General features: G+C 62.4%; 18 protein-coding genes. 15 read left to right on the forward strand and 3 right to left on the reverse strand.

Annotation, left to right across the window (positions count from 1 at the left end; translation table 11 throughout):
• Positions 1-277 precede the first annotated feature (277 nt).
• Positions 278-1,168: an aldose 1-epimerase family protein gene (locus tag ABCN07_RS06180; protein WP_343005861.1), complete on the reverse strand. Its 891-nt coding sequence runs from the start codon at positions 1,166-1,168 to the stop codon at positions 278-280.
• A gap of 340 nt (positions 1,169-1,508) precedes the next feature.
• Between ABCN07_RS06180 and ABCN07_RS06185 the strand changes: the two genes are divergently transcribed.
• The 4 genes from ABCN07_RS06185 to pckA all read left to right on the forward strand — a co-directional run bounded on the left by ABCN07_RS06185 (position 1,509) and on the right by pckA (position 6,480).
• Positions 1,509-2,516, forward strand: coding sequence for an ABC transporter substrate-binding protein (locus tag ABCN07_RS06185; RefSeq protein WP_343005862.1), 1,008 nt, complete (start codon positions 1,509-1,511; stop codon positions 2,514-2,516).
• Between the two features lie 12 nt (positions 2,517-2,528).
• The gene (locus tag ABCN07_RS06190) at positions 2,529-3,926 is read left to right on the forward strand and encodes an ATP-binding cassette domain-containing protein (RefSeq protein WP_343005863.1); all 1,398 of its coding nucleotides are present in this window, start codon (positions 2,529-2,531) and stop codon (positions 3,924-3,926) included.
• A gap of 59 nt (positions 3,927-3,985) precedes the next feature.
• On the forward strand, positions 3,986-4,636 hold the full coding sequence (locus ABCN07_RS06195; RefSeq protein ID WP_343005864.1) for a peptidylprolyl isomerase: 651 nt from the start codon (positions 3,986-3,988) through the stop codon (positions 4,634-4,636).
• A gap of 236 nt (positions 4,637-4,872) precedes the next feature.
• Positions 4,873-6,480: a phosphoenolpyruvate carboxykinase (ATP) gene (gene pckA / locus ABCN07_RS06200; protein WP_343005865.1), complete on the forward strand. Its 1,608-nt coding sequence runs from the start codon at positions 4,873-4,875 to the stop codon at positions 6,478-6,480.
• Positions 6,481-6,761: 281 nt separating this feature from the next.
• On the opposite strand, the gene pta is transcribed toward pckA, so the two are convergent.
• Positions 6,762-7,742, reverse strand: coding sequence for a phosphate acetyltransferase (pta, locus tag ABCN07_RS06205; RefSeq protein ID WP_293814077.1), 981 nt, complete (start codon positions 7,740-7,742; stop codon positions 6,762-6,764).
• 156 nt (positions 7,743-7,898) lie between these two features.
• Between pta and glf the strand changes: the two genes are divergently transcribed.
• Positions 7,899-9,101, forward strand: coding sequence for a UDP-galactopyranose mutase (gene glf / locus ABCN07_RS06210; protein WP_293814078.1), 1,203 nt, complete (start codon positions 7,899-7,901; stop codon positions 9,099-9,101).
• Between the two features lie 101 nt (positions 9,102-9,202).
• The gene (locus ABCN07_RS06215; protein ID WP_343005866.1) at positions 9,203-10,240 is read left to right on the forward strand and encodes a glycosyltransferase family 2 protein; all 1,038 of its coding nucleotides are present in this window, start codon (positions 9,203-9,205) and stop codon (positions 10,238-10,240) included.
• 158 nt (positions 10,241-10,398) lie between these two features.
• Here ABCN07_RS06215 and ABCN07_RS06220 read toward each other — a convergent pair whose 3' ends face one another.
• Positions 10,399-11,292, reverse strand: a complete 894-nt coding sequence (locus tag ABCN07_RS06220) for an RNA methyltransferase (protein ID WP_343005867.1) — start codon at positions 11,290-11,292, stop codon at positions 10,399-10,401.
• Between the two features lie 228 nt (positions 11,293-11,520).
• On the opposite strand from ABCN07_RS06220, the gene ABCN07_RS06225 reads away from it, so the two are divergent.
• The 9 genes from ABCN07_RS06225 to lspA all read left to right on the forward strand — a co-directional run bounded on the left by ABCN07_RS06225 (position 11,521) and on the right by lspA (position 23,630).
• Positions 11,521-12,999, forward strand: a complete 1,479-nt coding sequence (locus tag ABCN07_RS06225) for a L,D-transpeptidase family protein (protein WP_343005868.1) — start codon at positions 11,521-11,523, stop codon at positions 12,997-12,999.
• Between the two features lie 130 nt (positions 13,000-13,129).
• Positions 13,130-15,040 carry a fructose-1,6-bisphosphatase gene (locus ABCN07_RS06230; protein WP_343005869.1) on the forward strand — a complete coding sequence of 637 codons (1,911 nt, stop codon included), beginning with the start codon at positions 13,130-13,132 and terminating at the stop codon, positions 15,038-15,040.
• An 87-nt stretch (positions 15,041-15,127) separates the two neighbouring features.
• Complete coding sequence (ftsH, locus tag ABCN07_RS06235; RefSeq protein WP_343005870.1) at positions 15,128-17,020, forward strand: ATP-dependent zinc metalloprotease FtsH; 1,893 nt, start codon at positions 15,128-15,130, stop codon at positions 17,018-17,020.
• Positions 17,021-17,142: 122 nt separating this feature from the next.
• Positions 17,143-18,276: an acyltransferase gene (locus ABCN07_RS06240; protein WP_343005871.1), complete on the forward strand. Its 1,134-nt coding sequence runs from the start codon at positions 17,143-17,145 to the stop codon at positions 18,274-18,276.
• Positions 18,277-18,352: 76 nt separating this feature from the next.
• Positions 18,353-18,778 carry a transcriptional repressor gene (locus ABCN07_RS06245; protein WP_343005872.1) on the forward strand — a complete coding sequence of 142 codons (426 nt, stop codon included), beginning with the start codon at positions 18,353-18,355 and terminating at the stop codon, positions 18,776-18,778.
• A gap of 80 nt (positions 18,779-18,858) precedes the next feature.
• Entirely contained in the window at positions 18,859-19,446 is a 588-nt protein-coding gene (locus ABCN07_RS06250; protein WP_293814086.1) for an NADH peroxidase, read from the forward strand.
• On the forward strand, positions 19,446-19,886 hold the full coding sequence (locus tag ABCN07_RS06255; RefSeq protein WP_343005873.1) for a DUF3783 domain-containing protein: 441 nt from the start codon (positions 19,446-19,448) through the stop codon (positions 19,884-19,886). The genes ABCN07_RS06250 and ABCN07_RS06255 overlap by 1 nt, the downstream gene beginning before the upstream one ends.
• Positions 19,887-20,274: 388 nt before the next feature.
• Entirely contained in the window at positions 20,275-23,097 is a 2,823-nt protein-coding gene (gene ileS, locus ABCN07_RS06260) for an isoleucine--tRNA ligase (protein WP_343005874.1), read from the forward strand.
• Between the two features lie 2 nt (positions 23,098-23,099).
• Positions 23,100-23,630 (forward strand): signal peptidase II, encoded by a 531-nt coding sequence (gene lspA / locus ABCN07_RS06265; RefSeq protein ID WP_343005875.1) that lies wholly within the window; start codon positions 23,100-23,102, stop codon positions 23,628-23,630.

Consider the following 23,630-nt stretch of genomic DNA (forward strand, 5'->3'; position numbering starts at 1 on the left):
CACAGCGCGTGCGGGGGCCTGCCTCCGATGTCACGCATACTCGGTGTAAACAACGTCATGGCACATAACAGCTAGCGCGCTCCTGAACCGGCCGGATATAACGTTCGTCCTGTGGGGCGGTCGCGTTGAGCGGCCGCCCCTCTGCTTACGTGCCTTTCGTGACGTGCCGCTACAAGAAGGGCCCCTCGGACTCTGTTCGCCACGAGTTTTTCGGCGCAACGCGCCGAAACTGTCTGAGTGGAGAACAGAGCCCGAGGGGCCCAAACCTTTCAGGTGGCTACATCACCGTAATCGTGAAGGTCCGCCTGACGGTCTCGCCCGGCGCAGCCATCAGGAGCCCCTGCTTGAGTTCGAAGGTGTCGTCTTCGTCGGTACGAGTTGCGGTTCCGCACCAGGGTTCGAGCGCGACGAAGGGCGTCGGCGTGCCGTCCGCCGCGGGAAGCGCGCTCCAGATGCCGATGTAGGGGAAGTCCGGGAAATCGACGCGAACTCCGTGACCGGAGGGGCCCACCATCGTGATCATGTCGTCGGGGACATCGGTGAACATGAAGGAGTCGTCGTCGAAGAGCGAGTGGCGGAGCGGCAGCGTGTCTGAGTCCTCGAACAGCGTGGTCATGTGCGCGTAGTCCTGAAGGCCATCCGAGGTAAGGCCTGGCGTGGTGCCCGTCCAGGGGCGCGTGAACTTGAGGGAATAGTCCTCGAACGCCTCACCCTCGACCACGGGAATGTTGAATGCCGGGTGTCCGCCCAGGAAGAAGGGCATGTCGACCTTGCCCGTGTTCGTTACCGAGAAGGTCTGGCGCAGCGTGCCCTCGCCTTCGAGGGCGTAGGTCATCTCAAGGCGGAAATCATACGGATAGCTCGCGTGCATCTCAGGCGTGCTGTCGAGACGGAACGTCACGGAGCTGCCGGTGTTCTCGATGACCTCGTGCTCATAGTTACGGGCGATGCCATGGCGACCCATGTGGCACTCTCCCTCGGCGGACATGGCGAATCCGTCGCGAAGGTTTCCCACGATGGGGAAGAGGATGGGGGCGCTGCGAGGCCACCACTTGGCGTCCGCCTGCCACAGGTACTCGATATCGTTGCGGACGAGGCTTGTGAGCTGGGCGCCCTTGCTAGCGATTGCAGCGGAGAACTCTCCGAGGGAGATCTTGACGACTGACATGGCGGCTCCTTGCGTTTATCGGGCAGGCACGGTTGCCTGCTATGTCTGCTGTTTCAGATTGTAGTATCTGGCCGGAGAGAACGAGACGCGTTAGCTGTCCCCTCATTCGAAATGCCTCATCGCCAATGAGGACGTTACGTATGCGGCAATCTCCGCGCGAAACCCTGCTAGGATTTCTTCCGGGCAAACCCTCGCCAGGCGGCCTTGGCCGTCGATGGGCTCGCGCGCAAGTAGGAAGACTGCAGGGGAGCTTGCGCGAGGTGCGGCATGCGACACATTTAGGCTCTCGCATGAATCGCTGCCTCGAGCGGCATGCATGATGTGGAAGGATGGAACAAGTATGAACATCACTGTCACCAGGAAGGGTTTCGTCGTGGGTTCCGTTGCGGCCTCTCTGTCGCTTGCGGCCTGTGGCTCGAGGGCCACGGCTCCCGCCGCCACCTCGTCCGACCCCGTCGAGGTCCGCGTCGCGTCGCTTAAGGGCCCCACGTCCATCGGCCTCGTCGCCTTCATGGATAAGGCCTCCCTTGAGCAGACCGGTCTTACGAACACCTATGATTTCCAGGTCTACGGTACGGCGGACGAGGTCCTTCCCAAGGTCATCTCGGGAGACGTCGACATCGCCCTCGTTCCCGCCAACGTCTCGAGCGTTCTCTACAACAAGACGCAGGGTGCCATTCAGGCTCTCGACATCAACACGCTGGGAGTTCTGAGCATCGTCACCGGAGACGCCTCCGTGGCCGAGTTCGCTGATCTCGCCGGACGCACCGTCTATCTCACGGGCAAGGGGACGACGCCGGAGTACGTCATGGGCTATCTCCTCGATCGCGCCGGCATCACGGACGCCGTGACGCTCGAGTTCAAGAGCGAGGCTGCTGAGGTCGTGAGCGCCCTCGCCGCGGATCCGTCCGCCGTCGGCGTCCTGCCTGAGCCCTACAAGACCGCCGCGCTCGCAAAGAACGACAGCCTCTCCGCGCCCGTCGCGCTTTCGGATGTCTGGGACTCCCTGGCGACCGACGGTTCCCGCATGGTCACGGGTGTCACCATCGTCCGTCGCGAGTTTGCCGAGAACAATGCCCAGGCTGTCGAGGAGTTCCTCGCCCAGCAGGAGAGCTCGGTCGAGGTCGTGAAGGCGGACCCTGCCACCTACGCCCAGTCCGTCGTCGACCATGGCATCATCGACGCGGCGCCCGTTGCCGAGAAGGCCATTCCGGGTTGCAACCTCGTTTGCCTCGCAGGTGACGACATGAAGGCCGCCCTTTCGGGATACCTTGACGTCCTCTCGCAGTTCGACGCTTCCTCGGTGGGCGGCTCGCTCCCTGGGGATGACTTCTACTACGGCGCCTAGGGTCGTGCCGCAGTGCCTGCATCCAGCTCATCCTCGGATTCCAAGGTCAACGCCCGCGCGCGGAACGCATCCGTGCTCCTGTGGCTTCTCGTGTGGGAGGTCGCGACGCTCCTTATCGACCAGCCGCTGATCCTCCCTGGCCCCGTCGAGGCTGTCTCGTGCCTTGGCGAGCTGATGTGTGACGTGGGCGTGTGGTCTAAGCTGCTCGTTTCCGGAGCTCGCATTATGGGAGGGCTTCTCGCCGCTTATGTCGTGGCGCTTGCGTTGGCGGGCATGTCGCACCGCTACGTCATCGCGCGGGAGCTCGTCCGGCCGCCGCTTTTGGTCTTCAAGGCGACGCCGGTCGTCTGCGTCGTGGTCCTGCTCCTCATGTGGCTGGGCGCTGCCAACGTGAGCGTCGCCGCCGTGTTCCTCATGGCCTTGCCGGCAATCTACTTCTCCGCTCTCGAGGGATTTGACCACGCGAGCGCGTCTATGGCGGAGCTTATGGAGGTCCACGGGGTTTCCGGCATGAGGCGTGTCCTCGCGTACTCCTGGCCCGGGCTTCTGCCGTATCTCTGTGCCACGAGCGAGGCCATCGTAGGCATGAGCTGGAAGGCGGGCGTTGCCGCCGAGCTCATCGGTATGCCCGCGGGTACCATCGGCGAGCGCATATATCAGGCGAAGCTCCTGCTTGAGACGGGAGACCTCTTTGCTTGGACCTTTCTCGTGATCGCCTGCGCGAGCCTCTGCGAGAGGGTCGCGCTCTGGCTCCTGGGGCTAAGCGGCTCGGCGTCGCTTCGCCTGGCGTGCCGCCTCCGTGCGCATGAAACCATGGGTGAGGCTGGCGAGCCCGCTCGCGGTGCGATGGCGACCGACGGCCTCATCCTCCCTCATGGTGCCGCCGCGGGACGCCCCGTGTCCTTGAGCCTCGCTTCGGGTGGCCGCCTCTGCGTGATGGCGCCATCCGGTGCCGGCAAGACCACCCTGCTGCGCGTGCTCGCCGGCCTTGACTCGGCAGACGCGGGCCGGGCCGACCTCGCGCCTCGGGTGTCAGCGGAGTTCCAAGACGCGCGCCTGTTCGAGGACGCCTCCGCGCTTGCGAACGTCCTCCTCTTCGCGTCTCCCCGTCATTCCGAGAAGGGCCTCGAGCAGATGCTCGCTCTCGTTCTTCCCGACGTCGATGCGCGTACGCCCGTGCGCGAGCTCTCTGGCGGGCAGCGCCGGCGCGTGGAGCTCGTCCGAGCCCTTGCCGCCCCGGGCGATGTCGTCCTTCTCGACGAGCCCTTCGCAGGGCTTGACGCCGCCTCCCGCGATGCTGCATGCGCTTTCGTCGTGAGCGAACTTCGTGGACGCTCCCTCGTAGTGGCCACGCATGACGAGGACGACGCGGCAAGGCTCGGTGCTCGTGTGCTTGTCTTGCCCTTTTAGGGTCTCGGGTTTTTCGGGTTACACTAAACGGGTTAACTCACGATTCCTTGGGAGGCCCCATGTCTCGCTCTATCAGCCGTCGTACGTTCGTCTCCGCCACCCTTGGCGTCGCCGTCCTGGGCCTCTCTGCATGCGGCGGCGACACGAAGCCCGCGACAACCTCTGCCGCCTCCGGCGCCTCCGCGGCCTCCACGCCAACGGGTGAGTTCGCAAGCGGTAAGCATGCCGCCACGATCGAGATCGAGGGCTTTGGCACCATCACGCTCGAGCTTGACGCGGATTCCGCGCCCATCACGGTCTCCAACTTCGCGAAGCTCGCCAACGAGGGCTTCTACGATGGCCTCACGTTTCACCGCATCATCCAGGGCTTCATGATGCAGGGCGGTGACCCCAAGGGCAACGGTACGGGCGGTTCGGGCGAGACCATCGTCGGCGAGTTCAGCGACAACGGGATCGACAACCCCATCAAGCACGTGCGCGGCACCATCTCCATGGCGAGGTCTTCGGCTATGGACTCTGCGAGCTCGCAGTTCTTCATCATGCAGGAGGATGCGGACTACCTCGATGGCCAGTACGCGGCGTTTGGCCATGTGACGGACGGCCTGGATGTCGTCGACGCCGTCTGCGACTCCGCCAAGCCAAGCGACAACAACGGCACCATTGCCCCCGCTGACCAGCCCAAGATCGTCTCCATCCGCGTGGAGGCCTAGCGCCCCTGCGGCCGCCTTTTCCGCCTGGCTCAAGCAAGCCTGGCGTCAGTCTCCAAATCCCGTTGACGGCACGATGAACGCCGCCTGCCGTTGGGGGCGCTTTCGCTCTCATGTCATTGGGTATCAAAGCGCCAATGACGTCTCGCGCCGCGCGAGCCTGGGCAAAGGCTCGTTTTTCGCGAGGCAGAGGCACATCACCTCGCTTTGCGAGGCAGGGGGTATTGGAGGCAACCATCATGAAGCAGACTCTTACGGGGCGTCTTCTCAAGCGTGAGCAAACGGTTCCTGGCAGCGCCAGGGTGAACGAGGATCTTGCGCCCGCGAGGCTCGTCGAGGCGGCCCTTGCCAATGGCGAGGGCGTGCTCGCATCGAATGGCTCTCTCGTCGTCGACACGGGGGAGCGCACGGGGCGCTCTCCGCTCGATCGCTTCGTGGTCGATGACCCGGCGATCCATGACAAGGTGTGCTGGGGTAAGGTCAACGCCCCCATTTCGCGCGAGAGCTACGAGCGCATCTGTTCGGGCGTCGCTGGCTACCTTTACGGGCGCGAACTCTACGTTGTCCGCGGCTTTGCCGGGTCTGACCGCAACCACTCCCGCAAGGTTTGCGTCATCTGCGAGCGCGCGAGCCAGGCGCTGTTCATCCACCAGATGCTCGTTCGCCCGTCGGCACGCGAGCTCGCGAGCTTCGGTGAGCCGGACATCTACGTCCTCGCCGCCCCGGGCTATCACTGCGACCCGGAGTCCGATGGCGTCAATTCCTCCGCGGCCGTCATCCTTGACCTCGCCCACGGCGGTATCGTTGTCGCCGGCACCGGCTATTCCGGAGAGATCAAGAAGGCGATCTTCTCCTACATGAACTACCTGCTCCCGGTCGAGGATGGCGTTCTGTCCATGCACTGCTCGGCCAACATCGACCCGCAGACCGGCCAGACCGCCGTCCTCTTTGGCCTTTCCGGCACCGGCAAGACGACGCTCTCCGCAGACCCCAACCGCCTGCTCATCGGTGATGACGAGCATGGTTGGTCAGAGCACGGCATCTTCAACATCGAGGGCGGCTGCTACGCCAAGGCCATCGACCTGAGTCCCATCGCCGAGCCTGATATCTATCAGGCTATTCGCTTTGGTGCCGTGTGCGAGAACGTCATTCTCGACCCTGAGAGCCGCGAGCCGGACTACACGGACGTCTCGCGCACCCAGAATACGCGCGTCGCGTATCCCGTGGAGCACATCAAGAGCGTCAAGCTTGACGGGCGTGGCGGCGTTCCGAGCGTGGTCCTGTTCCTCACGTGTGACGCCTTTGGCGTTCTTCCCCCAATCTCGAAGCTCTCCCGTGAGGCCGCCATGTACCACTTCATGGCCGGCTTCACCTCGAAGGTCGCCGGTACTGAGGAGGGCGTCGTCGAGCCCCAGCCCACGTTCTCCGCGCTTTTCGGTGAGCCGTTCATGCCGCTCGCGCCCAGCGTCTACGCAGACATGCTGGGATCGCGCATCGACAAGACCCGTGCTCGCGTGTACCTCGTGAACACGGGCTGGCAGGGTGGCGCCTATGGCACGGGTTATCGCATCAGCCTCGCCGTGACGCGTTCGCTCGTGGCGGCGGCACTCTCGGGCGACCTCGACAACGCAGGCTACGAGCACGACGATCGCCTCAACCTCGACATCCCGGTCGAGTGCCCGGGCGTGAGCCCTGTGGTGCTCAACCCGCGCAATACCTGGGCGACGGGCGAGGCCTATGACGAGGCAGCGGAGAAGCTCGCGTCGATGTTCGAGATCCACATGGGCAAGCGCTATCCGGAGCTTGATGAGGCCGTCCTCAACGCGGGCCCGCACCATATCGCCTAGACGCGGGTTGCGAATATAAGCCTTCCTTTGACCCCGGTCGCTCGCGGCCGGGGTTTTCGTTTGCTGCGTATCGGTGCTTTTCGCGCCCCTTGCGAAGGCGCGGGTAGGCTCTCCCTGGGCGACCCTTCGCGATTGCCTTATGCTCGCTGGCTGTTTGTCGCGCGGTATCGTTCGGCTTTTCTGTTCGACAAGGACGCGCCGGCTAGGATGCGAGGCCAAAAAAGCGGGGCGCCCGCAGGTGAATGCGAGCGCCCCGTTGGCGTGCGATATGTGACGCCCTGTTACTCGGCCATCTGGGCCTGGACGGCGGTGATGGCGACGACGCCCACGATGTCGTCAGCGGAGCAGCCGCGGGACAGGTCGTTCACCGGCTTGGCGATGCCCTGGAGAACCGGGCCGTAGGCCTCGGCGCCACCGAAGCGCTGGACGAGCTTGTAGCCGATGTTACCAGCCTCGAGGTCCGGGAAGACGAGGATGTTGGCGTTGCCGGCGACGGTGGAGTTCGGGGCCTTGAGATCAGCGACGCTCTGAACGAGAGCGGCGTCGAGCTGCAGGTCGCCATCGAGGGCGAGCTCGGGGTTCTTCTCGTTGGCGAGCTTGACGGCCTCCTGGACCTTGGTGGGAACATCGCCCTTGGCGGAGCCCATCGTGGAGAAGGAGAGCATGGCGACCTTGGGCTCGACGCCGGGCATGAAGGCCTTCCAGGACTCGGCGGAGGCAAGGGCGATCTCGGAGAGCTCGTCGGCGTTGGGGTTGATGTTCAGGCCGCAGTCGGCGAACAGGAGGGTGCCGTCGGCGCCATACTGCTCGGTCTTGGTGCACATGATGAAGAAGGCGGAGACGAGCTTGGTGCCCGGGGCGGTCTTCAGAATCTGCAGGGCAGGACGCAGGGTGTTGGCGGTGGAGTGGCAGGCGCCGGAGACCAGGCCGTCAGCGTCGCCCATCTTGACCATCATGGTGCCGAAGTAGGTGGCGTCGTTCATCTGCTCGAGGGCCTCGGGAAGGGTGACGCCCTTCTTGGCGCGGAGCTCGGCGAACTTCTCGGCGTAGGCCTGCTTGCGCTCGGCGGTGCGGGGGTCGATGACGGTGACACCCTCAACCTGGATCTCGTCCGGGTTGCCGAGGATGACGAGGTTGGCGAGGCCCTCCTCGACGATCTTCTTGGCGGCCTCGATGGTGCGCGGGTCCTCGCCCTCGGGAAGGACGATGGTCTTCTTCTCAGCCTTTGCAGCAGTCTTCATACGATCTAGGAAATCGCTCACGTTCGCTCCTTTTTTGGCGTTTTGCTGGCAATGGATGACACGATAGTCATTATAAGGTTGTCTGCTATAGAATGACATGCAGATTGGACGCACGTTATCGCTCTAGAACGATGGCGTGCGTCACGTTTGAACCGCAAGTTTGTCGAGAGGACATGAATGGGTATCGCAAACGGGCTTCCCGCTGGTTTTTCTGCCGACAGCTACGACATGATCGTTGTCGGAGCTGGCTATGCGGGTTCGGTCTGTGCTCGCCGTCTCGCGGAGGCCTGTGGCTTCCGCGTCGCCGTCATCGAGCGCCGCGACCACATCGCTGGTAACGCGTATGACTACGAGGACGAGGCTGGCATTCTTGTTCACAAGTATGGTCCGCACATCTATCACACGCAGGACGAGCGTGTCCACCAGTTCCTTTCTCGCTTCACCGAGTGGACGGACTACCAGCACAAGGTGCTCGCCAACATCCACGGCACGCTCATGCCGGTCCCCTTCAACCACAAGAGCCTGAAGCTCGCCTTTGGCGAGGAGCGCGGCGAGGCCCTCTACCAGAAGCTCGTCGAGACCTTTGGCGAGAACAAGAAGGTCCCCATCCTCGAGCTTCGCGAGAAGAACGATCCGGATCTCCAGGAGGTCGCGGATTACGTTTACAAGAACGTGTTCCTCTACTACACGATGAAGCAGTGGGGCACCACGCCCGACCAGGTCGACCCCTCCGTTACCGGCCGCGTTCCGGTCTTCGTCGGCGATGACGAGCGCTACTTCCCGCGCGTCGCGCACCAGGGCATGCCGGCGGAGGGCTACACCAAGCTCTTCGAGCGCCTGCTCGACCATGACCTCATCGACGTCTTCCTCGGTGTCGACGTCCGTGACATCCTTACGATCGACGAGGACTATGCGAAGGTCTGCGGCAAGCCCTACGGCGGCGAGATCGTCTACACCGGCCCGCTCGACGAGCTCTTTGGCCTCGATCTCGGTGCCCTTCCGTATCGTACGCTCGACATGGTGTTCGAGACTCTCGATGAGGACCAGTTCCAGCCCGTGGGCACCGTTAACTACACCACGACGGAGGATTTCACCCGCATCACCGAGTTCAAGAACATGACGGGTCAGGTCGTTCCGGGCAAGACGACGATCATGAAGGAGTACTCGAAGGCCTATACGCCCGAGAGTGGCGAGACTCCTTACTACGCCATTCTCGAGGACGAGAACAAGGCGCTTTACCAGCGCTATCTCGACCGCGTGAGCCGTCTCACGAACTTCCACCCGGTGGGTCGACTCGCTGAGTACCGCTACTATGACATGGACGGTGTCGTCGCCAGCGCACTCGACCTGTCCGACGAGCTCGTCGCGGCTCACAACTAGTTCGTTCTTTTAGGGAGTTGCCGGCGTCCATGCGGCGCCGGCGCTCTTATCCGTGTAGACAATGCCTTGCTAAGGCAGAGGGCAACCAGGAGATTTCTCGTATGGCAAAGGGCAAGACCATAACCTTCGGCATCCCGTGCTATAACTCGGCCGAGTATATGGATCACTGCATCACCTCGATTCTCGAGGGCAGCGACTACGCCGATGACGTGCAGATTGTCGTCGTTGACGATGGCTCCACCAAGGACAACACGTACGAGAAAGCCCTTGAGTGGCAGAACCGCTATCCCAACATCGTCAAGGCCGTTCATCAGGAGAACGGTGGGCACGGCATGGCCGTCCTTGCCGCGCTCGAGAACGCCGAGGGCCTCTATTTCAAGGTCGTTGACTCGGATGACTGGCTTGACGAGGATGCTCTCTCGAAGCTCCTTTCGACGCTTCGTGATTTCGAGTGGCGCGATATGCGCGTGGATCTCGTCATTACCAACTACGTCTACGAGCACGTTGAGGACAACACGCACAACGTTGTTGACTTCAGGTATGCGCTTAAGCGCGGCAAGGTGATTACCTGGGATAAGATCGGCCACTTCAACATGGCCCAGAACCTGCTCATGCACTCGTTGTGCTATCGCACCGACGTCCTTCGTGACGGCGGCGTCCCGATGCCCGCCCACACCTTCTATGTGGACAACATCTATGCCTATGTGCCGCTGCCGCGTTGCAAGACGCTCTATTACCTCGACGTCGACCTCTATCGCTACTTCATTGGCCGCGATGACCAGTCCGTCAACGAGAAGGTCATGGTCAGCCGCATCGACCAGCAGCTGCGCGTCACACGCATCATGATGGACGCGTATCACCTCTACGACATCGAGAGCACGAAGCTCCGCAACTACATGATCGGCTACTTCACCCTGATGATGGCCGTCTGCTCGATCTTCTCCCGCCTGAGCGATGCTCCGGATGCCATGGAGAACTGCGACAAGCTTTGGGTGCACCTTAAGCACTATGACAAGCGCATGTACCGCCGCGCACGCATGGGCGTCGTAGGCATCGCGACGAACCTCCCCACGAAGGCCGGAGAGAAGTTCACGCTTGGCATCTATCGCATTGCCTCGAAGCTGATGAAGTTCAACTAGAGCAACGTTTGCCCTGCGCACCGCTTGCGCTTGCGGCGCGTGCCGACCTGAAAAAGGGACAGTCCCTTTTTCAGGTGATTTGACGTTTGCGGGACCCGTCCGTGTGGGCGGGTCCCGTTTTTTAAGCGACCTCAGTCTGTTGGGGCGCGTGCCATTGTTTATCTGCAGAGGTCCCAGAACGCGACGGCCGTCGCAGCGGCGACGTTCAGGGAGTCCACGCCGTGCTGCATGGGGATGCGGACGGTGAGGTCGCACGCCTCGATCGTCTCGGATGCCAGGCCGTCGCCTTCGGTCCCGAAGAGCATCGCGAGCTTCTCTATGCCGTAAAGCTCTGGGTCACCAAGTGAATAGGAATCGTCGCGAAGGGCGAGCGCCGCGGTCTTGAAGCCGAGCTTGCGGAGGAGCGCCATGCCGTCCGCATCTGCAGCGCCTGCGCTGGGCCAGACGCCAAAGCGCGCCCAGGGCACCTGGAACACGGTTCCCATGCTCACGCGGACGGCGCGCCTCACGAGGGGGTCGCAGCAGGTGGGGGTGAGGAGCACCGCGTCTACGCCAAGAGCCGCTGCGCTCCTCATGGCGGCGCCGACGTTCGTGGCGTCGGTCACGCCTTCAAGAATGGCAACTCGGCGAGCTTCTGGCATGGAGGCGAGGAGCTCGGCTGCACTCAGCTCAGAGGGGCGGCGCATGGCGCAGAGGACGCCGCGCGTCACGTTGTAGCCCACGAGCTTCGATATCTCCTCATGGGGGAGCACGTAGACGGGGAGGTCGTCGACCGGTTTTATCTCGAGATGGCCGGCGTGCTCGAGGACCTCGGCGCCCGCCATGCTCTCGACGAGCCTCACGAGGTCCGCCTGCCTTTCGACCTGTCTCTCTTCGAGCAAGAGGGAGAAGGGCTCGAGCCCCTGTGCGATAGCGAGACGAACGACCTTCTCGCTCTCGGCGACGAGCACGCCAGAGGTTGACTCGAGTCGGCTCCTGAGCTGGCGATCCGTAAGGCGCGCGTAGACGTCAAGGCGCGGATCGTTTGCGGAATCGATGCGAATGATGCCCATGCTCTTATCCCCTTGCTATGGTCCCGCGGACGGAGGCGAGGCGGCTTGATGCCCGTCCTTGTTGGGACAAATGTCGCTATCTGTTAAACCGATGCCATGGAAGCCGAATGGCGGGAGTCATTGTCTTCTCCATGCGCTACGATACAGCATACTGTGTGTCGGGAAACAAGCGGCTGCGTAGGCCGGGGAAGACAGATAGCCTCAATGCGGAAAGAATCGAAGCCCAGTATGGGAAAGCACACCGCTGCCCCTGAGAAGCCGGAAGGTCGCAAGGGCAAGGTCGCGCTCATCGTTCTCGCGGTGATCGCCGGCGTCGTCCTCGCAGCCTACCTTGCCGGCGTTCTTGCGTTTTCATTTCTGTTCATGCCCAGCACGACGCTTGACGGTACCGACGTCTCACTCAGGCTTGCAAGTGACGTAAGCGCCGAGTTCGCCACCAAGGCGTCTACCTATAAGACGAAGGTCAAGGGAGACGGCATCGACCTTGACCTTTCCGGGAGTGACGTTAACCTGACATTTGACCAGGGCGCCTATACCAGGGATATCGTTTCGCAGCAGCATGCCTGGGAATGGCCCCTGCGCATCCTTGCCTCTCGTGACATCAAGCCTACGACGGGTGCTTCCATTGATGAGGATCAGCTCGATGCCTTGTTGTCACCCCTCGTCGATGAGATTAACAAGACGGCGACCCAGCCAACGGATGCCACGATTGGCTTCTCGGAGCAAACGCAGCAGTACGAGGTCGTGCCCGAGACTGTTGGCACCGCCATCGACATGGACGCTACCGTCAAGAAGATCTCGACGGATGTCATGAGCCTGCCTGCGAGCATCACGCTTGATGATTCCTGCCTCGTTCAGGCCAAGGTCACGCAGGATGAGCCGAGCCTGGCCACCTCCGCCCAGAACGCGAATCGCTTCATGAAGGCGGACATCCCGCTTACGCTCAACGGCATGCAGGCCGGCGAGGTCACCCGCGCCCAGATCTCGAATTGGATCGCGCTGGATGACCAGCTCAATGCCACGATTGACGCCAACAAGCTGAACGAGTGGCTTAAGACCGATTTCTGCGCCCTGTATGACACCCGCGGCGCGGAGCGTACCTACACGCGCCCTGACGGCAAGCAGGTCACCGTTCCTGCCGGCACGGGTCACTGGGATAACCTCTACGGTTGGACCATTGACGAGGAGGCTCTGGCGCCCATGCTCCAGCAGGCCGTCGAGGCTGGTTCTACGGATCCCATCGCGGTCCCCACGAAGCACGAGGCCAACGCCGCTCCTGATGCGGGCCGCAGGGATTGGGGCAATCGCTACATCGATGTTGACCTTACCGAGCAGCATGTTCGCATGTACGACGACTCGGGTGCGGTCATCTGGGAGTCTGACTGCGTCACCGGTGACCACTCCAAGGGCCATGATACGCCCACGGGAGTCTTCGCGCTCAACGGCAATCGCGCATCCGGAGACGTCGAGCTCCGCGGTGCTATCGATCCCGCGACGAAGCAGCCGTCCTACATCAGCCACGTGAAGTACTGGATGCCCTTCATCGATAACCTCTGGGCTTTCCATGACGCGAGCTGGCGTGGAAGCTTCGGCGGCACCATCTATCAGTACGCCGGCAGCCATGGGTGCATCAACCTGCCATCCGATAAGGCCGCTGACCTCTATTCCGCAACTCAGGTCGGTGACGTGGTGGTCGTTCACTACTAGGCCTCGCTCATTTCCTATAGTAAGTTGACCAGTAAATCGTGGTCAATCTATGGGCATCCTGGAACAGTGCGTTAAAAACGGCGCGTGCGTCATACCATGGCAGGACGTCCATCGACCACGGGGGTGCGCCGTGCCGCAGTGCTTTGCCACAGAGCAGCAGATCAAGTACCTGACGCTTCTCTCTGAGAAGTTCCCTACCTGTCAAGCCGTTTTCACCGAGGTTATCAACCTCGAGGCAATCCTCAACCTGCCCAAGGCGACGGAGCATTTCATCTCTGACGTCCATGGTGACTTCGAACAGTTCGACCACATCATCAACAACTGCTCCGGCGTTATTCGCGAGCGCGTTCGCGCGGTATTTCGTCATCGCCTCACCCCGAGCGAGCAGGCAGAGCTCTGCACGCTCGTCTACTATCCCGACGAGAAGCTCAGGCGCATCAAAGAGACGAAGCAGGACACGCCTTCCTGGTATAGAGCCTCTCTCGGCATGCTTATCGAGCTCGCCCGTTACCTGTCTGATGCCTACACTCGCTCAAAGGTGCGTAAGGCAATGCCGGTGGCGTACGCCTATATAATCGACGAGCTCCTCCACGCGAGCCCCGGCGAGCAGGCCGATCGCGCCGCCTATCACGGGCGCATCATCGAGTCGATCATCGAGACGGGAAGCGCCGGTCACTTCATTCGCAGCCTGGCGTCGCTGATTAAACGCCTCGCCGTCGATCACGTGCACGTTGTGGGAGACATCTATGACCGCGGTGCCCACGGCGACGCCATCGTAGACCGCCTCTTGCGCTACCACTCGCTCGATATCCAGTGGGGCAACCACGATATCTGCTGGATGGGTGCCGCAGCTGGTTCCGCCGTGTGCGTGGCAACCGTCGTGCGCAACAACGTCCACTATGACACCCTCGACATTCTCGAGGGCTCTTACGGCATCCAGCTCCGCGAGCTTGCACTCTTTGCTGAGAAGACCTACCGCGACGGCGAGTCACTGAGCCCTACCGAGAAGGCCATCTCCGTCATCATGTTCAAGCTCATGGGGCAGGTGATTGCTCGTCGTCCCGAGTTTGACATGGGGGACAGGCTTCTTCTCGAGCATGTGAACGCCGAGAGGGGCACGGTCCGTATCGGCGGGCACGAGTACGAGCTCACCACGAAGGACTTCCCAACGCTCGACCTGAAGCATCCTTACGAGCTGACGGAGGACGAGCGACGCGTTGTCACGAGTCTCGTGGACAGCTTCACGAACAGTCGTCGCCTCCGCCGCCACGTTGACTTCCTTTATGAGCATGGCTCTGTTTACCTTGCCTACAACGGCAACCTCCTCTTCCATGGCTGTGTTCCCATGCGCAAGGACGGCAGCTTCCGTCCGATCAGGGTGGGGGACCGCCACATCGCCGGCCGCGCGTACCTCGACGCGTGCGACCGCATCGCTCGCCGTGCCTGGCACGACCACTCCGAGGAGACGCTCGACTGGATGTGGTACATGTGGTGCGGCCTCTCGAGCCCGCTCGCCGGTCGCAAGGTGAAGACTTTCGAGCGCACCTTCGTGAAGGACCGCTCGACTTGGGTCGAGGACCAGGATCCCTACTTCGAGCTCGCCTGCAGGCCCGATGTCTGTCAGCACGTGCTCGAGGAGTTTGGCCTTTATGGCGAGGGCGGCCACATCATCAACGGCCACACGCCCGTGTCGAAGGCCTCCGGAGAGACCCCAATCCGTGGCGCCGGCAAACGTCTCGTCATCGATGGCGGCTTCTGCCGCGCCTACCACTCGAAGACGGGCATCGCTGGCTACACGCTCATCGTTGACGCGAATGGTATGAGGATAAAGGCGCACCGCCCTTATGATGAGATAGGCGATGTCGTGGCTGACCGTGGCGACATCTACTCCGATGATGACCAGCTCGAGGTGAATCCTCGTCCGCTGAAGGTCGCGGACACGGATACGGGTGCTCACATTCGCGCCCAGATCGATGACCTGACGGCCCTTCTCGACGCCTACCGAAACGGCGATCTGCCTGAACGCGGTGACGCTGCCTAGCTTTTCAGTAATCGTTCGGATGTCTGTTTCAGGAACGTCCGCTTGGGTATCCTTGACTCCATCTAAAGCCGAAGCCAAGGACGGACAATGAACGACAAGAAAAAGCGCCAATCGATGATCTTGTACGTGATCATCGCCATCGCGGCAATCGTCGCGTTGCAATCAGTGGTGTATCCAAGCCTCGAGCGCGCCCAGGTGCGTGAGGTCTCGTACAGCGAGTTCATTGATATGGTTGACGATGATGAAGTTGCCGACGTCCAGCTCGACACCGGCAGCGGCAAGATCACCTTTACGAGTAAGGACGAGGAGAACGTCACCTATCGAGCCACCATGTGGCCCAATGACGACACGCTCTCTGAGCGCCTGAACAAGCACAACGTCACCTATTCGGCCCAGATCGCGGATCAGAACTCCGGGCTGTGGATGTACATGCTGCTCGTCTACGGCCTGCCCGTGCTTCTGGCGATCGTTGGCGGTATCTGGCTTAACCGTCGCATGAAGAAGATGATGGGTGATGACGGCCCGTCTATGAACTTCGGCGGTGGCGGCTTTGGCATGGGCGGTGGCCTCGGCAAGAGCCACGCCAAGGAGGTCAAGGGCACCGAGACGGGCGTCAAGTTCGCGGACGTCGCTGGCCAGGACGAGGCCAAGGAGTCGCTCCAGGAGATCGTCAGCTTCCTCAAGAATCCCGGCAAGTACACCGAGATTGGTGCTCGCTGCCCGCGTGGCGCGCTTCTCGTCGGCCCTCCGGGCACGGGCAAGACGCTGCTCGCGAAGGCCGTCGCTGGTGAGGCTGGCGTTCCGTTCTTCCAGATCGCCGGTTCTGAGTTCGTCGAGATGTTCGTCGGTCGTGGCGCCGCGAAGGTCCGCGACCTGTTCAAGCAGGCCAAGGAGAAGGCTCCCTGCATCATCTTCATCGACGAGATTGACGCCGTGGGCAAGAAGCGCGATGGCTCCCTCAACTCCAACGACGAGCGCGAGCAGACCCTGAACCAGCTCCTTTCCGAGATGGACGGTTTCGATAACCAGAAGGGCATCGTGGTCCTTGCCGCGACGAACCGCCCCGAGTCCCTCGACCAGGCACTTCTGCGTCCCGGCCGCTTCGACCGCCGCATCCCCGTCGAGCTCCCTGACCTTGCCGGTCGCGAGGCCATCCTTCGCATCCACGCGAATGACGTGAAGATGGAGAATGGCATCGACCTTGGCGTCATCGCTCGTTCGACGCCTGGCGCCTCTGGTGCTGACCTCGCAAACATCATCAACGAGTCCGCCCTGCGCGCCGTTCGCTTTGGTCGCAAGCGTGTGACCCAGGAGGACCTCGTCGAGTCGGTCGACGTCGTCATCGCTGGTGAGAAGAAGAAGTCGACCGTTCTCTCCGAGCACGAGAAGGAGGTCGTCGCCTACCACGAGACGGGCCACGCCATTGTCGCCGCGGCTCAGAAGGGCTCCGCCCCCGTCTCCAAGATCACCATCGTTCCGCGTACCTCCGGCGCCCTCGGCTTTACCATGCAGGTCGAGGAGGACGAGCACTTCCTCACGACTCGCCAGGAGGCGAAGAACAAGATCGCCGTCCTGTGTGGTGGCCGCGCCGCCGAGGAGATCATCTTCGGCGAGATGACGAGTGGTGCCAGCAACGATATCGAGAAGGCAACCTCCATCGCCCGAGCCATGGTCACCCAGCTTGGCATGAGCGACAAGTTTGGCATGGTTGCTCTCGGCCAGCAGCGTAACCGTTACCTGGGCGGCGGCGCCGAGCTCACCTGCTCAGAGGGAACCGCGCAGCAGATCGACGCGGAGGTACAGCGTCTGGTCGAGGAAGGCCATCAGACCGCCCTTAACACGCTTAAGGCCCATCGCTTCAAGCTTCATGAGATTGCCCACTACCTCCAGAAGAAGGAGACAATCACGGGCGAGGAGTTTATGAACATCTTCACTCGTGACGACGGCTTCGCGCCTACGCTTCCTAAGACTCAGGAATAGACGATGGGGCTCCCCGGGCCATGTGCCGGGGAGCCCCTGCGCTATTAACGTCCGGGACGTCATCTATGATGGTATCCGGGCGTTATTTGGTTGGATCGATCGAGAGGCATGAGGGAGGCGACGTGGGAGCAGGCGCAAGTGAGAGGGACGTGCGGCTCGACCTTCTTAGGTCCATGGCGATGTTTGCCGTCGTCGCGGTTCACGCTGTCCCGTATCTCGGAGTCGTGTGCGGCGCCGATGTTACCGAGGGCCTCGCGAAGCTCTTCCTTCTCTGTGACCCTGTGTTCTTCGCCCTCTCGGGCTATTTCGCAATCCGGCCGCTCAAGGGAACGTTGCGCGACTATTACCTTGGTAAGTTCGTGAGCGTTGTCGTGCCGATCATCGTCTATTCCGTCGTGGCCTATGCCTTTGCGGCGAGGTTTGGCTATCTGGGTGCTCTGGGGCTTGACGGGGGCGCTTCCTCCGCCGTTTCCCCCGCGGGCTATCTCGCCTTCGCTTCGAGCATCATCTCTGGCGCGTGGTGGTTCGTCCCCGTTCTCATACCGATGCTCCTGGGTGCCCCGTTCCTGTTCGTCATGCTTGAGGCCCTAAGCGACTCTCAGCTCAGGCTGCTCGTCAAGGTCGTTATTGCGCTCTCCCTCTGGGGCGTCGCCTGCGATCTCGTCGCCTCGCTTTCTGCGTTTGGCGTGACCTGGGCGGCTGATCTCTCCTCGACCCTGCTTCACCTCATCCCGGCGCGCATGGAGCCGCTCTTTGGATACCCGCTCTTCTTCTGCATGGGCTATGCGCTCCGTCGCCTCGGGTCGGTCACGTCGGGCGAAGCCCGCAACCACGCCCTTCTTCTCGGTCTTCTCTTCTGGGTTGGCGACGCCCTCCTCGCGCAGTTCGGCTTCGAACGCTCCAATCCCAGCCATCTTTGGGTTTTCTCCACGGTGGGGGCGTTCGTGCTTGCGGCAGGGGTCCGCGTGAGGGGCTCTCGCGCAACGCGTTTTATAGAGTGGACGAGCCGCCGCAGCTATTCGATTTATCTCTTTCAAGCCGCTGCCATCGTGCTCGTTTTTGGGCATGTCGACCTTGCGGCTTTTGATGGCGCCACGCGCGTTTTCCTCTGGCTGGTGGCGACCTTTGCCTCGTACGCGCTCTCATGGTGCGCGGCATCCGTTCTTGACATCGTTCTCCTCGCTCCCATCCAGCGTTGCCTCAAACAAGCCTTTGGGATAGCTGGCACTCGGCAGGTATCAACTAAGGCTAACTAAATAGTAGAAAATACTTATTGATATCTAGTCGCAATTGGATATACTACTAATTAGCTCACATAAGGAAGGAGGGGACATGGCAGCAAGAAACACGGTACAGAAGGCAATCATCCATCACGCGCTTGTCGGGCTTGCTAATCATCCCACGGCGGATGAGGTCTATGAGGCCGTTCATGCCACGCATCCCTCCATCAGCAGGGCAACGGTCTTTCGCACGCTTTCGAGGCTCTCGGATGAGGGAGTGGCATTGCGCGTCAGGATCAACAACGGCGCGGATCACTTCGATCACCAGACCTTCCCGCATTATCACGTTCACTGCGTCGAATGCGGCAGGGTGGATGACGTGATCATGCCCGCCGTTGACGATCCGGCACTTCTCGACGAGAGGGCGTCTGCCGTGTCTGGGTACGCTGTGAGTGGATACGAGCTTCAGTTCGACGGCGTGTGTCCGGCTTGCCAGAAGGCGCATGAGAATGCGTCGTCCCAGGTGAGCGAGGCTTAGACATCTCGGTCAGCAATGGCCGTCATGCATAGGAGAGGATGGCGGTGCCTGGGAGCGCCGCCACTACAAAGGAGGATTTTATGGATAAGTGGGTTTGCAAGGTCTGCGGTTACATCTACGAGGGCGCCGAGCCGCCCGCGGAGTGCCCGGTCTGCCACGCTCCGGCCAGCGCTTTCGAGAAGGTCGAGGGTGAGCTCACCCTCGCCGCCGAGCACGAGTACGGCATCTATGACAAGACCGTCAAGGACAACCCTGAGATCTCTGACGAGGACAAGGCCTACATCCTCGAGCAGCTGAAGGCTAACTTCACCGGCGAGTGCTCTGAGGTCGGCATGTACCTCTGCATGGCTCGCATCGCTCACCGCGAGGGCTACCCTGAGGTCGGTCTCTACTGGGAGAAGGCCGCTTACGAGGAGGCCGAGCACGCCGCCAAGTTCGCGGAGCTCCTTGGTACCGAGCTTGAGCCGAACATGAAGGCCACCACGAAGGACAACCTCGCTTGGCGCGTTGACTGCGAGTTCGGCGCCACCCAGGGCAAGTTCGAGCTTGCCTCCTGCGCCAAGAAGAACGGTCTCGACGCCATCCACGACACCGTCCACGAGATGGCTCGTGACGAGGCCCGTCACGGCAAGGCCCTCAAGGGCCTGCTCGAGCGCTACTTCGGCTAATGCCGGGCAAGAGCAAAAAGAGCTCATCCAAGTCCAAGCCCTCGGGGCCGGTGCCTTGCGCCGTGCTCTGGGGGCTTGGCCCTGATTCGGAGCGTGGCGCGGCCGTGCGCGCCGTGCTTCGCGAGATGGGCCTCGTCTGTCGAACGGCCATACCCGAGCGTCTCGGTGACCCTGCGGGAGCCTTCGCTCGCCTCCCGGCGATGAGGCCGCGCCTCGTGCCCTATGCGGGCCCGATGCCGGCGGGGGAGTTCGTTCTCCTTTGTGGCCTCACCCAGCCCCAGGTGGAGGAGTTCTGCGCGCGCTGCCGCGAGGAGGATTGCGTCGTGGGTGCCAAGGCCGCCCTCACGCGTGAGAACCGCACCTGGCCCCTCGTCCGCCTCATCGAGGCCGTCAAGGCCGAGCATGCGGCCATGACGGGAGAAGGTTCCGCGACTTCCTAAAGCGAGCCTCATCGCCCGTCGAATACGTGTTAAGATATCCCCTCGAAAAGCTGTGATGGGGAAGAGTAGCCTGGTCACTGTGGCATAGAGCGAGCGGGGACGGTGGGAGCCCGCAGTCACACTCAAGCGAAAATCACCCCGGAGCTGCGGCCCAAACAGGCGCGTGAAAGCGTTGTCCCCAGTAGGCGTCGCCGGAATGGTCCCCGTGACGGGCCAGCCGAGTAAGGCGAGTTCCTCGCCCGCTGGGTGGTTAAGCGAAACGTCACGGCGCAAGCCGTATCCAGGCGCTTCGTCCCGGCGGTCGGGGCGGGCGCTTTTTTCGTGCGCGTGTAACGCGCGCGGGCGCTTGGCTGATGTGGGCAGATGCCCGCGAAAGGAGTTTTTGCAGGTGGCAAACGAGTACAAGCAGACGATGAACCTCCCGAGCACGAGCTTCCCGATGAGGGCGAGCCTCGCTGTCCGCGAGCCCGAGCGCCTCAAGGCTTGGAACGACAACAAGGTCTATGAGCTGGCGCGCAAGAAGAACGAGGGTCATGACAAGTTCGTCCTGCATGATGGCCCTCCGTACGCCAACGGCCCGATCCACATCGGCCACGCCATGAACAAGATCTCGAAGGACATCATCAACCGCTACTGGTCGATGATGGGCCGCGACGTTCCCTACGTTCCCGGCTGGGACTGCCACGGCCAGCCCATCGAGCACAAGGTCGAGGAGAAGGTCGGCACCGCAAAGTTCAACGAGATGCCCACCTCTGAGATCCGCGAGATGTGCAACGAGTTCGCCGTCGAAAACATTGAGCTCCAGAAGGCCGGCTTCCGTCGCCTTGGCGTCCTCGGTGACTGGGACAATCCCTACCTCACGCTCTACCACCAGCACGATGCCGCTGACATCGAGGTCTTCAAGAAGATGTTCGACAAGGGCATGGTCTATCGCGGCCACAAGCCCGTCCACTGGTGCTCTCACTGCCACACGGCCCTCGCCGAGGCTGAGATCGAGTACGGCGACGAGGTCAGCCCGGCCATCTTCGTGCGCTTCGAGATGACGACCGTCCCCGCCGGCCTCGAGGCCTGGGCGGGCAAGCTGTTCGTCGACATCTGGACCACCACCCCGTGGACCCTGCCCGCGGATGACGCCGTCATCCTGCACCCGGAGGCCTCCTACGTCGCCGTCATCCACGACGGCCACGCCGAGCTCATGGCCCAGTCCCTGGTCGAGCGCGACTGCGCCAAGTTTGGCTATGGCGACGTCGAGCTCGTCCTCGGCGAGGACGGCGAGCCCTGGAGCATGACGGGTACCGAGCTCTGCCACAACAAGTACAAGCAGCCGATCTTTGGCGACCAGGGTGTCGAGGGCGAGTTCATCTACGCTGACTACGTCACGCTCGACGACGGCACCGGCATCGTCCACGCCGCTCCCGGCCACGGCGTTGACGACTATCTCGCCGGCCAGAAGTTCGGCATCCCCGTGGTCATGCCCGTCGACGACGACGGCCGCTTCTACGTTGGCGACACCATGGGCACCGGCGGCCCGTGGTCTGGTCTCGAGGTCAACGAAGCCAACCCGAAGATCATCGCCTGGCTCGACGAGCGCGGCATGCTGATCCTCCACGAGGACATCAACCACAGCTATCCGCACTGCTGGCGTTGCCACCAGCCCGTGCTCTTCCGCGCTACTGACCAGTGGTTCATCTCCATGGACAAGACCGGCCTTCGCGAGGAGGCTCTCGACACCATCGAGAACAAGGTCGCCTGGTACCCCGAGCACGCCAAGAACCGCATCGGCGCGATGGTCGAGGGCAGGCCTGACTGGTGCATCTCCCGCCAGCGCAACTGGGGCGTGCCCATTCCGAGCTTTACTTGCGAGGACTGTGGCGAGACCGTCATGAACGACGCCACGCTCGACGCGGTCATCAAGCTCTTCCACGAGAAGGGCTCCGACGCCTGGTTCACGGACGCTCCCGAGTCCTACCTCGGCGATGCCTGCGTCTGCCCCAAGTGCGGCGGTCACCACCTCAAGCCCGGCAAGGACATCCTCGACGTTTGGTGGGACTCCGGCGTTTCCTGGAAGGCCGTCTGCGAGTTCCGTGACGAGCTCCAGTATCCGGCGGACATGTACCTCGAGGGTTCTGACCAGCACCGCGGCTGGTTCCAGAGCTCGCTTTTGACCTCGCTCGGCGCGAATGACATCGCCCCGTTCAAGTCCGTCGTCTCCCAGGGCTTCACGCTTGATGGCCAGGGTCGCAAGATGAGCAAGTCGCTCGGTAACGTCATCGACCCGAACAAGGTTTGTGACGAGATGGGAGCCGACATCCTGCGCCTCTGGGTCGCCTCCACCGACACGAGCCACGACGTCGCCGTCGACCACGAGATCCTCGCGCGCACCTCTGACGCCTACCGCCGCTTCCGCAACACCTTCCGCTTCCTCCTCGGCGAGCTCGAGGGCCAGTTCGATCCCGAGTGCGACCTCGTGCCGGTCTCCGAGATGGAGGAGTATGACCGCCTCGTGTTGGCTCGCGCCTGCGAGATGCACGAGAAGGTCAGCGAGGCCTACGCCGGCTACCGCTTCTACCAGGTCTATCGTGCGCTCTATGACTTCGTCGTCACCGAGCTCTCCAACGGCTACCTGAATGCCACGAAGGATCGCATGTACTGTGACGCTCCTTCCGCCAAGACCCGCCGCAGCGCCCAGACCTGCTGGTACTACCTGCTCGAGATGCTCCTTCGCGATCTCCAGCCGATTCTGTCGTTCACCTGCGACGAGGTCATGGAGCACCTCCCGGCCTCCGCTCGCGATGGCCAGAAGTTTGCCGCCCTTCTCGATTGGTGGACGGCTCCTCTCGCCCACGACGAGGTCGAGGCCCTGCTGCCCGCCTACAACGCCATGCTTGAGGCTCGTGGTGCCTACACCAAGGCCAACGAGGCCGCCCTCGCCTCTGGCGTCGTCACTGAGAAGACCAGCCAGGCCACGCGTTGCGTCCTGACGCTCCCGGCGGAGTCCTACGAGCTCCTCAAGGGCTCTGAGGCTCTCCTCGCCGAGGCCTTCGTCTGCTCTGAGGTCGAGCTCGCCTCTGGCGACGAGCTCGCTTGCGAGGTCCTTCCCGCCCACGGCGAGAAGTGCCCGCGTTGCTGGAACTGGCGTCCGCTTGGTGCCGACGGTCTGTGCTGCCGCTGCAGCGAGGCCGTTGCCGAGGCCGCCACGAAGGCTGAGTAGCCTTGACGGGCTCTCGTCGCATAGCTGCGTTTGCAGGGGTCGCCGCCTGCGCCGTCGCGCTTGACCAGGTCAGCAAGGCCTGGGCGCGCGAGGCGCTGGCCGGCGGCCCCGTGCCCTTCATTCCCGGCGTGCTTGATTTCTCCCTCGTCATGAACACGGGCGCGGCATTCTCGATCGGCTCTGGCTCAACCTGGGTCTTCGTCGTGCTCGCCGTCGCCATCTGCCTGGGTCTTGCCATCTTGGTCGCTCGCGAGCGCGAGATGCCCGCCTCGCTTGTCTGCGCGCTTGGCGCCGTTGCGGGCGGGGGAGTGGGCAATCTCATCGACCGCGTGGCGGCTGGCCGCGTGACTGACTTCTTCTGCACGACCTTCATCGACTTCCCGGTCTTTAACGTCGCCGATATCTTTGTCACTTGCGGTGTAGTCATCGCGTTCGCGCTCGCCTGGCGTTGGGATGTCGCTCGCGAGGCGGGGGATGACTCGGGTGCCGCCAACGCCGCGTCGAATGCCGAGAACACGCGCGAGGAGAATTAG

It is taken from the genome of Collinsella sp. 1033st1_E11_1033SCRN_220408 (assembly GCF_039062465.1).
In the GTDB taxonomy this organism is placed as follows: domain Bacteria; phylum Actinomycetota; class Coriobacteriia; order Coriobacteriales; family Atopobiaceae; genus Parolsenella.

Coding starts and splice junctions, on each gene's coding strand:
- glf (WP_293814078.1), top strand. CDS start 7,899: ATGGGTATCGCAAACGGGCTTCCCGCTGGTTTTTCTGCCGACAGCTAC.
- ABCN07_RS06255 (WP_343005873.1), top strand. CDS start 19,446: ATGCCGGGCAAGAGCAAAAAGAGCTCATCCAAGTCCAAGCCCTCGGGG.
- ABCN07_RS06225 (WP_343005868.1), top strand. CDS start 11,521: ATGGGAAAGCACACCGCTGCCCCTGAGAAGCCGGAAGGTCGCAAGGGC.
- ABCN07_RS06250 (WP_293814086.1), top strand. CDS start 18,859: ATGGATAAGTGGGTTTGCAAGGTCTGCGGTTACATCTACGAGGGCGCC.
- ABCN07_RS06195 (WP_343005864.1), top strand. CDS start 3,986: ATGTCTCGCTCTATCAGCCGTCGTACGTTCGTCTCCGCCACCCTTGGC.
- ABCN07_RS06245 (WP_343005872.1), top strand. CDS start 18,353: ATGGCAGCAAGAAACACGGTACAGAAGGCAATCATCCATCACGCGCTT.
- ABCN07_RS06180 (WP_343005861.1), bottom strand. CDS start 1,168: ATGTCAGTCGTCAAGATCTCCCTCGGAGAGTTCTCCGCTGCAATCGCT.
- pckA (WP_343005865.1), top strand. CDS start 4,873: ATGAAGCAGACTCTTACGGGGCGTCTTCTCAAGCGTGAGCAAACGGTT.
- ABCN07_RS06220 (WP_343005867.1), bottom strand. CDS start 11,292: ATGGGCATCATTCGCATCGATTCCGCAAACGATCCGCGCCTTGACGTC.
- ABCN07_RS06215 (WP_343005866.1), top strand. CDS start 9,203: ATGGCAAAGGGCAAGACCATAACCTTCGGCATCCCGTGCTATAACTCG.
- ABCN07_RS06185 (WP_343005862.1), top strand. CDS start 1,509: ATGAACATCACTGTCACCAGGAAGGGTTTCGTCGTGGGTTCCGTTGCG.
- ftsH (WP_343005870.1), top strand. CDS start 15,128: ATGAACGACAAGAAAAAGCGCCAATCGATGATCTTGTACGTGATCATC.